General features: G+C 73.4%; 11 protein-coding genes and 2 pseudogenes. 7 read left to right on the forward strand and 6 right to left on the reverse strand.

Annotated elements, in window-relative coordinates; all coding sequences use genetic code 11:
• The 4 genes and pseudogenes from G3I19_RS29675 to G3I19_RS29690 all read left to right on the forward strand — a co-directional run.
• Positions 1 to 366 (forward strand): annotated as a pseudogene (locus G3I19_RS29675) (cobalamin biosynthesis bifunctional protein CbiET); the annotation flags it as partial.
• Entirely contained in the window at positions 363 to 1,112 is a 750-nt protein-coding gene (gene cobM, locus G3I19_RS29680) for a precorrin-4 C(11)-methyltransferase (protein ID WP_164266806.1), read from the forward strand. The pseudogene G3I19_RS29675 and the gene cobM, both read left to right, overlap by 4 nt.
• A gap of 114 nt (positions 1,113 to 1,226) precedes the next feature.
• Complete coding sequence (locus tag G3I19_RS29685; RefSeq protein WP_164266807.1) at positions 1,227 to 1,562, forward strand: hypothetical protein; 336 nt, start codon at positions 1,227 to 1,229, stop codon at positions 1,560 to 1,562.
• 228 nt (positions 1,563 to 1,790) lie between these two features.
• Entirely contained in the window at positions 1,791 to 2,618 is an 828-nt protein-coding gene (locus tag G3I19_RS29690) for a class I SAM-dependent methyltransferase (RefSeq protein WP_164266808.1), read from the forward strand.
• A 143-nt stretch (positions 2,619 to 2,761) separates the two neighbouring features.
• On the opposite strand, the gene G3I19_RS29695 is transcribed toward G3I19_RS29690, so the two are convergent.
• Entirely contained in the window at positions 2,762 to 4,045 is a 1,284-nt protein-coding gene (locus G3I19_RS29695; RefSeq protein WP_164266809.1) for an amidohydrolase, read from the reverse strand.
• Positions 4,046 to 4,221: 176 nt separating this feature from the next.
• On the opposite strand from G3I19_RS29695, the gene G3I19_RS29700 reads away from it, so the two are divergent.
• The gene (locus G3I19_RS29700) at positions 4,222 to 5,271 is read left to right on the forward strand and encodes an AsnC family transcriptional regulator (protein WP_164266810.1); all 1,050 of its coding nucleotides are present in this window, start codon (positions 4,222 to 4,224) and stop codon (positions 5,269 to 5,271) included.
• A 27-nt stretch (positions 5,272 to 5,298) separates the two neighbouring features.
• Here G3I19_RS29700 and G3I19_RS29705 read toward each other — a convergent pair whose 3' ends face one another.
• Positions 5,299 to 5,757, reverse strand: coding sequence for a MarR family transcriptional regulator (locus tag G3I19_RS29705; protein WP_164266811.1), 459 nt, complete (start codon positions 5,755 to 5,757; stop codon positions 5,299 to 5,301).
• 129 nt (positions 5,758 to 5,886) lie between these two features.
• On the opposite strand from G3I19_RS29705, the gene G3I19_RS29710 reads away from it, so the two are divergent.
• Positions 5,887 to 6,444 (forward strand): quercetin 2,3-dioxygenase, encoded by a 558-nt coding sequence (locus G3I19_RS29710; RefSeq protein ID WP_164266812.1) that lies wholly within the window; start codon positions 5,887 to 5,889, stop codon positions 6,442 to 6,444.
• Positions 6,445 to 6,499: 55 nt separating this feature from the next.
• Here G3I19_RS29710 and G3I19_RS29715 read toward each other — a convergent pair whose 3' ends face one another.
• Positions 6,500 to 7,612 (reverse strand): cobalt-precorrin-5B (C(1))-methyltransferase, encoded by a 1,113-nt coding sequence (locus tag G3I19_RS29715; RefSeq protein WP_164266813.1) that lies wholly within the window; start codon positions 7,610 to 7,612, stop codon positions 6,500 to 6,502.
• 11 nt (positions 7,613 to 7,623) lie between these two features.
• On the opposite strand from G3I19_RS29715, the gene G3I19_RS29720 reads away from it, so the two are divergent.
• Complete coding sequence (locus G3I19_RS29720) at positions 7,624 to 8,364, forward strand: cobalt-precorrin-6A reductase (RefSeq protein ID WP_164266814.1); 741 nt, start codon at positions 7,624 to 7,626, stop codon at positions 8,362 to 8,364.
• A 58-nt stretch (positions 8,365 to 8,422) separates the two neighbouring features.
• Here G3I19_RS29720 and G3I19_RS29725 read toward each other — a convergent pair whose 3' ends face one another.
• The 3 genes and pseudogenes from G3I19_RS29725 to G3I19_RS29735 form a co-directional block, all read right to left on the reverse strand.
• Positions 8,423 to 9,922: a precorrin-2 C(20)-methyltransferase gene (locus G3I19_RS29725; RefSeq protein ID WP_164266815.1), complete on the reverse strand. Its 1,500-nt coding sequence runs from the start codon at positions 9,920 to 9,922 to the stop codon at positions 8,423 to 8,425.
• Between the two features lie 8 nt (positions 9,923 to 9,930).
• Entirely contained in the window at positions 9,931 to 10,557 is a 627-nt protein-coding gene (locus tag G3I19_RS29730; protein WP_164266816.1) for a precorrin-8X methylmutase, read from the reverse strand.
• 19 nt (positions 10,558 to 10,576) lie between these two features.
• Positions 10,577 to 11,159, reverse strand: a pseudogene (locus G3I19_RS29735) (cobalamin biosynthesis protein CobG); the annotation flags it as partial.

Raw genomic sequence — 11,159 nt, forward strand, 5'->3', positions numbered from 1 at the left:
GCCCGTAACGCCGCCCGGCTCGGCGTCCCCGCGCTGCGCGTCGTCACCGGCGCGGCCCCGGACGCCCTCGCCGGACTGCCCGCACCGGACGCGGTGTTCGTCGGGGGAGGACTCACCGCCCCCGGTCTGCTGGACGCGTGCTGGGACGCCCTGCCCGACGGCGGGCGGCTCGTCGCCAACACCGTGACCCTGGAGTCGGAGGCGCTCCTCGCCGAGCGCTACCGCACCCACGGCGGCGACCTGGTGCGCATCGCCGTCGCGCACGCCGTGCCCGTCGGCGGCTTCACCGGCTGGCGGCAGGCCATGCCGGTCACCCAGTGGGCCGTCGAGAAGAACCCGTACCCCCTTTCTGGAGAAGACAGATGACCGTGTACTTCATCGGCGCAGGACCCGGCGCCGCGGACCTCATCACGGTGCGCGGCGCCCGTCTGCTCGCGTCCTGCGGTGTCTGCCTCTACGCGGGCAGCCTGGTGCCGCGTGAACTGCTCGCCGAATGCCCGCCGGACGCCCGGCTGACGGACACCGCGCAGCTCGACCTGGACCAGATCACCGCCGAACTGGTGCGCGCGGACCGGGCGGGCCAGGACGTCGCCCGGCTGCACTCAGGGGACCCCTCGGTCTTCAGCGCGGTGGCCGAGCAGATGCGCCGGCTCGACGCGGCAGGGGTCAACTACGAGGTGGTGCCCGGCGTTCCCGCCTTCGCCGCCGCGGCCGCGGCCCTGAAGCGCGAGCTGACGGTCCCCACCGTCGGCCAGACGGTGATCCTCACCCGTGTCGCCCAGCGCGCCACCGCGATGCCGGACGGCGAGGACCTGGCCACACTCGGCCGCAGCGGTGCGCTGATGGTGCTGCACCTGGCGGCCCAGCACGCCGAGCGGGTCGTGGCGGAGCTGCTGCCGCACTACGGCGCCGACTGCCCGGCCGCCGTCGTGGCCCTGGCCAGCCGCCCGGATGAGATCGTGCTGCGCGGCACCCTCGACACCATCGCCGGCCAGGTCGCCGAAGCGGGAATCCTGCGTACGGCGGTCATCATCGTCGGCCGCACGCTCGGCGCCGAACAGTTCGGCGACAGCCACCTCTACTCGCCGGAGCGGGAGCGGCATTCCTGCTGAGGGCTGTCCCGGCGTCGGCGCACCTTCCTGACCCCGGAGCCCGCCCCGCCTGCTTCCTCTCGAATTCCTCAAGTTCCTTGCCATCCGGCGAGGAGCACCGGCACGGTGATCCACATGGCAGCTATGGCAGGACTGAACCGAAAGCACAACTTCTTGCTGGTCATCCGGGACGCGGACCTGGTCGCTGAGGCCCTGCGCCAGGCGCTGGCCGAGGCATCGCCCGAGGAGCTCCCCGGCCTGGAACGCGCCGCCGCACTCGTGGAGTCCACCGCCGCGGCCACCGAGGGCGGGCTGCGCGCCCGCTGGGTGCGCTCCCGTCTTGCAGCCGTCGGCTTCACCGGCGACATCGGCTCGGTCGCCGCGGTGAAGGCGCTGCGCCAGGCGGAGCCCAAGCTGAGCCTGGTGGCCGCGGTGCAACTGCAGAAGGAAGCACTGAGCTGTCCTGAGTGATCCGGCACCTCGTCGCGCGGGGCTGATCGGCTCAGGCACGGCGCGCCTCGGCCGCTGGGGCGGGCGCCGGTGGACGATCGGTGGGCGGCGGCTCCGGTACGGACCGCCCGGCACCGCCCCACCGTGGAGAGGCCCGGTCATGGAACCGTCAGGCGCCCCGCCGTTTCAGCCACACGCCGCCCGGGCAAAGGAACCCGCCAAGGGCGACCCGCCCGCGCCGGGGGCGATGTGACCCCGGCTCCGGGCGGGGGAGCACCGGGCGGCGGCCGCTACGGCGAGGAATTCTTCCGGCCCGGGCAGCCGGGCGAGGGGGACCGCATCGACTTCGGGGCCCTCGCCTATGACGACATCACCATGGCGCGGCTGCGCGCTGTCGGGGCCGGCCCCGGGTGGCGCTGCCTCGACGTCGGTGCCGGGACGGGCACGGTCTCCCGCCGGCTGCTGACCGAGGCCGGGGTGGCGAGTGTGCTCGCCGTGGACCGCGACGTCCGGTTCATCGGAGAGCGGCCCCCGCCCGGACTCGACGTACTGGAGGCCGACATCACCGCCCCGGACTTCGTCTCCGGCCGGTTCCGGCTCGTCCACGCCCGCTTCGTACTGATGCACCTGCCCGAGCGCGACCGTCTGATCAGGACCCTGGCCGAACTCGTCGCGCCCGGCGGGGTCCTGGTGCTCAGTGACGCGGTCGACCTGACGAGCGACCGTACGCCCGGCACCCCGTACACCGCGGTGATGCGGGCGATGTGGCAGGGGCTGCGGACCACGATCGGCACTGATGTCGCCTGGGTGCCGTCCTACCCGCAGCTGCTGCGCGCGGCGGGGCTCAGGCCCGTCGCCGCCGAGATCCATGTGCCGCCCCTCGTGGCGGGCAGCGCCATCAGCCGGTTCTGGGCGGACACCTGGGAGCGCAGCAGAGCGGCGATGCTCGCCACCGGGCTGGTCGACGACGAGGCCATCGACCTGGCGGTCCGGTATGTCGGGTCAGACGAGTGCGCCGCGCTGTCGGCCGGCATGCTCACCGCCTGGGGACGGAGACCCGAGAAGGGCGCAGGGTAGCCCGCCCCCCGGCAGCAGCCTTCGGGTCCCGCCTTGTCTCAGCCGCCGTCCGCAGGCGTCAGCCACTGTGCGGCCGCGGCGAGCAGAGAGACCCGCAGGGTAGCCCGCCCCTCCCGGCAGCAGCCTTCGGGTCCCGCCTTGTCTCAGCCGCCGTCCGCAGGCGTCAGCCACTGTGCGGCCGCGGCGAGCAGAGAGACCACACCCACCTCGATGGTCGGGTCGATCGCGGGGGCGAACCGGGACGAGTGGTTGCTGGGGATCTCCGGGGGCACCCCGTTCTCCAGGATGCCGTCCGGGGCGAAGCCCTCGAAGCGGGCCAGGTCCGTGCCGCCGAAGTACCAGAAGACGGAGGGCACTTCGAGCGCGCTGCCGAAGGTGCCGAAGTCCTCGCTGGCGGGGACGGGCTGCGACAGGGTGAAGACATGCCCCTCGCCCAGCGCCGCGGCCAGGGCGGCCTGCACCGTGCCGGTGGCCCCCGGGTCGTTGACCGTGGCCGGGAAGCTGTTCAGCTGCTCGATCTCGGGTTCCCGCGCCACGCCCGAGGCGGCGGCCTCCCCGCGGATGATCCGTTCGACCGCCGCCAGCACCTGTTCCCGTACCGCAGCGGTGGTCGACCGGATGTTGATCCTCAGGTCCGCGGTGTCCGGGATGATGTTCTCCTTGGTGCCGCTGTGGACGGACCCCACGGTGACCACCGCCGTCCGGCCGGCGCCGACCTCGCGCGACACCACCGTCTGCAGCCGCATGATGACCGCGGCAGCCAGCACCACCGGGTCCACCGTCGTCTCGGGCATGGATCCGTGACCGCCCCGCCCGAACAGCCGTACCCGCAGGCTGTCCGACGCGGCCATCACCGGTCCTGGCCGGGTGCCGACGAAGCCGGCCGGGGCCGGGGCCACATGCTGGCCCAGACAGATCCCGGCGCGGGGGAACCGGTCGAGGAAACCGTCCTCGATCATGGCCGGGGCCCCGCCGATCTCCTCTGCGGGCTGGAACACGGCCACCACCGTGCCCCGCCAGGCCCCGCGGTTGGCGGCGAGCAGCGCGGTGGCACCGAGCAGACAGGTGACGTGCATGTCATGTCCGCAGGCATGCATCACCGGCACCTCCTCGCCCTCGCGGTCCTTGCCGGTCACGGTGGAGGCGTAGGGCAGGCCGGTCTCCTCCAGCACCGGCAGGGCGTCCATGTCGGCCCGCAGCAGGACGACCGGGCCTTCCCCGCTCCTGAGCACCCCGACGACGCCGGTGCCGCCCACCTTCTCGGTGACCTCCCAGCCCTGTTCACGCAGCAGGCCCGCGGCGATGCCCGCGGTGCGCACCTCCTGGAGGGACAGCTCCGGGTGCGCGTGCAGATCCTTGTACAGCTCGCGCAGGGCGGGCAGTCCGTCCGCAAGACCGGTGAGCAGGGGAGTGGCGGGAACAGTCATGAGGGCTCCGTTTCGACCAGGGACCGGCAGGGGGACGCGGCCGGGGAGGGGGCGGCGCCGGCGGTGCTCGGGACAGGGCACAGAGCAGGCACGGCGCTCCTCTCTACAGTGGCCGTCACCGGACGGTGGCCGCGACCGCCCCCACCCTCCGGCCTGCACACGGAGGAGGGCCCGAAATGCAGGAAAGCCTCTCGGCCGAAGGCGATTCGCGGGATTCCCGCGGCCGCCTGTCCGAAACCGACCTGGTGCTCGTGGACGCGCTGCAGTCCGCCCCGCGAGCACCCTGGAACCGGATCGGGCAGGCCACCGGGGTGGACGCGACGACCGCGGCCCGCCGGTGGGAACGCCTGAGGGCCGGAGGGCTGGCCTGGATCACCGCGTACGACGCACCCGAGGCCGCGACGCTCGCCTATGTGGAGATCGGCTGCCGACCGGGATCCGTCGACGCCGTCAGCGCGGCGGTGGCCGGCCTGCCGTGGGTCTTCGGCATCGATGTGACGGCCGGGGACTTCGACTTGTTCGTGTCCGTCGCAGCCGCCGACCTGACGCATCTCGGGCAGGCCGTGCACCGCGTCATCGGCGGGCTTCCCGGGGTGCGCTCCACCCGTATCCGCGTGGCCGTCACCGTCTTCGGGGAAGGCGCCGACTGGCGGATGCGGGCGCTGGAGCCCGCGCTGCGGACGGGCCTTGCGGCCTCCCGTCCACCCCAGCGGCCCGGCCACAGCGCTCAGTCGCTCGCCGAGCAGGCGCCCGAGGACCGGGCCCTGAAGGCCGCGCTCGGCGAAGACGGAAGAATGGGCTACACCCAGCTCGGCGCGGCGACGGGGATGAGCGAACACAGCGCCCGCCGCAGACTCCAGCGCATGATCAGGACCGGCAACATCTCGTTCCGCTGCGACCTCGCCCTGCCCCTGGCGGGGCTGTCCACCATGGTGATCCTCCGCTGCACCGTCCCGTACGGCCGGCTCGAAGCGACGGGGAGCGCGGTGGCCCGCATGGAGCAGGTACGCATGTGCGCGTCCGTGAGCGGACCGCAGAACCTTCTCATCTCGGTCTGGCTCCACGGCCTGAGCGGTGTCGGCCCCTTCGAGACGTCGCTCGCCGAACGCTTCCCCGAGCTGGAGATCAGGGACCGCACCGTGGCCCTGCGCTCGGTCAAGCGCATCGGATGGCTGCTGGACACCGAAGGCCGGGCGGTCCGCCGCGTACCACTCGGGCTGCCCTGAGCCGTCCCGCCCCTCCGGCCCCTGCCGTCAGCACGGCCGCAGTACGGGCGGTGGCAGTACGGGAGGCGGCCCCCAGGGCTTCTCCAGGGCGGCGCGCAGGGCGTCGACGGCCGGGCGGCCGATCCGGCCGGCGAGTTCGTCCTCGATCCGTCCCAGGACCAGCTCTGCCCGGTGATGGGTCTGCTCGCCCCGCGGGGTGCGCCTGATCAGCCGCTGCCGGCCCGAGGACGGGTGGGGCACCTGCTCAAGCAGCCCGGCCGTCACCAGGCCATGGACGGCCTGGTGGGCGGTCTGCCGGGCGACCCCCATCCGCCGGGCCAGCTCGGACACCGTGGTGCCCTGCTCGTCGAGTACGGCGAAGAGGTGGGCCTGGGCCGGTGACACCGGGGCCGCGCCGGCCTCTTCGAGGGTCGCGAGGAGTGCCTCCTCGAACCAGCGCCGGGCTCCGGTCAGCAGTTGGGAGAGCGTGCGGCCGGCGGCGGGCATCTGTTCCTCACAGCGGGGTCGGGCCGGTCCGTGGCCGGGACCGGCGGGTTGCCATGCGGCGAACCATCGTGTCAGGCTACCTGACATTCGCTCTGCCCGACATGCGCTGTCCGAGTCCGGGAGGAACCCATGACGATCGAGTACGCCACCGCCTACCGGCGGGCTTCGCGCATTCCGCCCGAGCCCGGCAAGCCGTACTTCGTCGAGAAGGGCGAGGGGGACCGCGCCCACCTCTTCGGCGATCTGGTCACCGTCTACGCGGGCGGTGAGCAGAGCGAGAACACCTTCAACTTCTTCACCGTCGAAGGCCCCAGGGGCGACATCATCCCGGCCCATCTGCACCCCGACACCTATGAGGTCTTCTATGTGACGGCCGGCGCCGTCCGCGTGTTCGTCGAGGACACCGGGGGCAGCCAGCAGGAGAAGCTCCTCGCCCCCGGCGACTTCGGCTTCGTACCCAAGAACTGCCCGCACGCCTACCGCATCGAGCGCCACCACAGCCAGGTCGTCGGAGTCGCCGCAGGGCCGGGCGGCACCTTCGAGCGGTTCTTCGAGAACCTCGGCGTACCCACCGAGCAGCTCGGCCTGCCGCAGGAACCCGTCGTGCCCGCGCCGGAGAAATTCGCCACCGTCCCGCTCCAGTACGATGTGCGGTTTCTTCCCGGCCACCGGTGGACGACGCGGTGAACGCCCCGTTGCCCCTGCCCGCGTACGGGCTGCGGGTGCGGGCCTGACCCGGGAACTAGAGCGAGCTGCGGCCCACCACACCGCCCGCGCGGTCGATGCAGATGACGTCGACCGCCACCGGCGCGCCCCGCAGCACGGACAGCGCCTGGTCGCGGGCGGCCACGGCCACCAGATCGCCCAGCGGGATCCCCGCCGCGCGGCACAACTGCAGCGCGGCAAGTCCGGTGTTGGCCCCGGCCACCTCCGCGGCCAGTGCCTCCCCCGCGCCGCCCCGCCGGGCCAGGCCGGCCAGGAAGCCCTTGTCCACCTGGGAACGGCCGGAGTGCAGATCGAGATGCCCCGCCGCCAGCTTCGAGAGTTTGGCGAAGCCACCGCAGACAGTGAGCCGGTCCACCGGGTGACGCCGCACGTACTTGAGCACGGCGCCCGCGAAGTCCCCCATGTCCAGCAGGGCGTCCTCGGGGAGCCCGTACTCGGCGACGACGGTCCGCTCGGACGTGGAGCCGGTGCACCCGGCCAGATGGGTACGCCCGGCCGCCCGCGCCACATCGACTCCGCGCCGGATCGAGTCGATCCACGCCGAGCAGGAGTAGGGCACCACGATGCCGGTCGTCCCCAGGATGGACAGGCCGCCCAGGATGCCCAGCCGGGGGTTCCAGGTGGAGCGGGCGATCTCCTCACCGTGGTCGACGCCGATGGTGAGCTCGGCGTCCGGGCCGGCGCCGTGGCGCTCCGCGACACGTGCGATGTGCTCGCGCATCATCTGGCGCGGCACCGGATTGACGGCCGGCTCGCCCACATCGAGGGGCAGCCCGGGGCGGGTGACCGTGCCGACACCCGGGCCCGCTCTGAACACCACCCCCGAGCCCGGCGGCAGCCGCCGTACGGTGACCCGGACCAGCGCGCCATGGGTGACGTCCGGATCGTCGCCCGCGTCCTTGACCACACCCGCGGTCGCCCGCCCGTCGCGCAGCTCCTCGACGGCCAGCGCGAACGACGGTGTCTGTCCCTTGGGCAGGGTGACCGTCACCGGGTCCGGGAACTCGCCGCTGAGCAGCGCGGTGTAGGCGGCCGTGGCGGCGGCCGTCGCGCAGGCCCCGGTCGTCCAGCCCGGCCGCAGCCCGGTGTGCTTGAGTTGGGCGCTGCGGCCACCGTCCCCCTCAGCCATGAAAGGCTCCGATGCACGTACTGATACTCGGCGGTACGACCGAGGCCCGGCGGATCGCGGCGGAGCTGCACCCCGGGGTCCGGGTGACCAGCTCCCTGGCCGGCCGGGTCGCACGGCCCGTGCCGCCGCCGGGAGAGATCCGCATCGGCGGATTCGGCGGAGCCGGGGGACTGGCGCAGTGGCTGCGCGAGCACGAGGTCGACGCGCTCATCGACGCGACCCATCCTTTCGCCGGAACCATCAGTTTCAACGCGGCTTCGGCCGCTGCCACCGCCCATGTTCCCCTGCTCGCCGTGCGCAGGCCCGGGTGGGTGGCGGGGGACGCCGACGACTGGCATCCGGCGGACTCCCTGGAAGAGGCCGCCGCGCTGCTGCCCGCGCTCGGACGGCGGATCTTCCTGACCACCGGGCGGATGGGCCTCGCCGCGTTCGCGGCGCTCGACGGGCTCTGGTTCCTGGTGCGGTCGGTCGACGCTCCGCACCCCCCGTACCCGCGGCACATGGAGACCCTGCTGGACCGGGGCCCCTTCGCCCTGGACGGCGAGCGGGCGCTGCTGCGTGACCACCGGATCGATGTGCTGGTCACCAAGGACAGCGGGGGACCGGCCACCGCGGCCAAACTCACCGCGGCCCGGGAGGCCGGTCTCCCGGTGGTGGTCGTCCGCAGGCCCGCCGTTCCCGGAGGCGTGCGGGTCGCCGGGACCCCGGGGGAAGCCGTCCGCTGGGTGAGGGACCTGGCGGGCACGGCCTGAACCCCGGCGGACACGGCCCGAGCCCTGTCCGCCGGCGGCCCCGGAGACCCGCACCGGTTCACCCCTCGGGGTAGCTCCGGGGAGTCCAGACGATCTCCTCACCGTCGCCCCTGCGCACGGTCCGCGTCTGTGACGAGCCCACGAGCAGGATCGTGCGCATGTCGACTTCGGCCGGATCGAGCGCCCCGAGACGCACGATCCGTACGCTCTCCTCCGGGCCGCCGATGTCCCGGCCCAGCACCACGGGCGTATCGGGTGACCGGTGTTCGAGCAGCAGATCACGTGCCTTGCCGACCTGCCAGGTACGGGTACGCGAGCCCGGGTTGTACAGAGCGAGCACCAGGTCGGCCGACGCGGCGTGCCGCAGCCGCTCCGCGATCACCTCCCACGGCTTGAGCCGGTCCGAGAGCGAGATCGTCGCGTAGTCGTGCCCGAGCGGCGCACCCGCACGGGCCGCCGCCGCGTTGGCGGCCGTCACCCCCGGCAGCACCCGCACCGGAACATCGCGGTACGCGTCCTGGGCGGCGACCTCGAGTACGGCGGTGGCCATGGCGAACACACCGGGATCACCACCGGACACCACGGCGACCTTCCGGCCCCGCCTGGCCAGGTCGAGGGCCAGCTCGGCGCGCTCCGACTCCACCTTGTTGTCGGAGCCGTGCCGCCGCTGCCCCGGCCTGACCGGAACCCGGTCCAGATACGTGGTGTAGCCGACCAGGTCGTCCGCGGCCGCCAGCGCGCCCCGGGTCTCCGGCGTGAGCCACAGCGGGCCCGCGGGGCCGGTGCCGACCACGACGACATCGCCCTGTTCCCGTACCGGCTCGGGCGCACCGACACGGCTCGGCAGCACCGCCACCGAGAAGTACGGCACCGATCCCGCTTCCACGTCCGCCAGTTCACCGGTGCGCTCCCCGGGCATCGTGGCGCGCTCCACATAGCGGGCCTCGGCCATCCGCCCCGACCGCTCGACCGCCCGGTGCACCGCGGGGAAGGTGCGGCCCAGCTTCATGACCACCGCGGAGTCCGTCGACGCCAGACGTGCCGTCAGCTCCTCCTCGGGCAGTGTGCCCGGCAGGATCGCCAGCACCTCCTCGCCCTCGACGAGCGGCACACCGAGCCGGGCGGCGGCCGCGCTCACCGAGGTCACCCCCGGGATCACCTCCGTCGGGTAGCGGTCCGCGAGGCGCTTGTGCATGTGCATGTACGAGCCGTAGAAGAGCGGATCGCCCTCGGCGAGCACCGCGACCGTGCGCCCGGCGTCGAGATGTGCGGCCAGCCGGGCCGCCGCCTGTGCGTAGAACTCCTCCATCGCGCCCCGGTATCCGCCGGGGTGGTCGGTGGTCTCCGTGGTGACCGGGTAGACCAGCGCCTCCTCGATGTGGTCGGCGCGGATGTGCCCGGCCGCGATGGACCGGGCTATGGACCGGCCGTGCCGGGCGCTGTGGAAGGCGATGACGTCCGCCTGGGCGATGACCTCCACGGCCCGTACGGTCATCAGCGACGGGTCACCGGGGCCGAGCCCGACTCCGTACAGCCGTCCGGTGCTCTGCTCGCTCATGCTGCTGTTCATTCCTCTTCGCTCGCAAGGGCGTTGACCGCGGCCGCCGCGATGGCACTCCCGCCGCGCCGCCCGCGCACCACCAGATGATCGAGCCCGTGTACGGCATCGGCGAGCGCGTCCTTGGACTCGGCCGCGCCGACGAAACCGACCGGCACCCCGATGACGGCCGCGGGACGCGGCGCACCGTCGCGGACCATCTCCAGGAGCCGGAACAACGCGGTCGGCGCGTTGCCCACAGCCACCACGGCGCCCTCCATCCGGTCGCGCCACAGCTCCATGGCCGCCGCGGTCCGCGTCGTGCCGAGCTCAGTCGCGAGACCAGGCACGGACGGGTCGGACAGCGTGCACACCACCTCGTTGTCCGCGGGCAGCCGTTTGCGGGTCACTCCGCTGGCGACCATCGCCACATCGCACAGCACGGGGGCCCCGGCGCGCAGCGCCGCACGGGCGCGGGCCACGACCTGCGGGGTGAAGGCCAGATCGCGCACCAGGTCGACCATGCCGCAGGCGTGGATCATCCGGACGGCGACCTGGCTGACGTCGGCGGGAAGTCCCGAGAGGTCCGCCTCTGCGCGGATGGTCGCAAAGGACTGCCGGTAGATCGCCGGGCCGTCCTTCTCGTAGTCGAACACTGTCTTCTCGCTCATTTCGTCACTGCGTGAGGGGTGTGGTCCGGGCTTCCGCCACTGTGGCGGCGAACTCTGAGGGGTCGTTCATGGTGTCGCGCAGCCGTTCGCCGCGTACGGAGACCTCGTAACCGTTGTCCGTGGCGACCACGTCCACCCGGTCGCCCTGCGGGTGGCCGCAGCGCCGTGCACACCCCGACCAGTACACGGGCAGGCCGTGCCCCGGGCCGATGGCCAGCGCGGCGTCGGCGCGTACATCCGCCAGGGACTTCGCACAGCCGGGGCGTCCGATGCACGCCCCCACCCCGTGCCAGGGGGAGTCCGGCCCCGTGATCAGTCCGGCGGCCGCAAGCTCGGCCGCCTTGACCGCGGCGGTGTCCGGGCCGAGACCGGGCAGCACCACACCCCGCCAAGGGGTCAGCCGCAGCTCGCCGCTGCCGTCGTGCAGTGCCGTGTCGGTCAGCAGACGCCACTGGGCGGAGGTGATGAGGCCCAGCGGCGCCGCGACACAGAGCGCCGCCCGCCCGTCCGGGGACCGTACGGCGCCCGGCCCGGGACCCGCCCCTGACGGCAGCAGGTCTGCCCGGTCGCGGGCAGCGGCGGGGATC

This window comes from Streptomyces sp. SID10853 (assembly GCF_010548145.1).
In the GTDB taxonomy this organism is placed as follows: Bacteria; Actinomycetota; Actinomycetes; order Streptomycetales; family Streptomycetaceae; genus Streptomyces.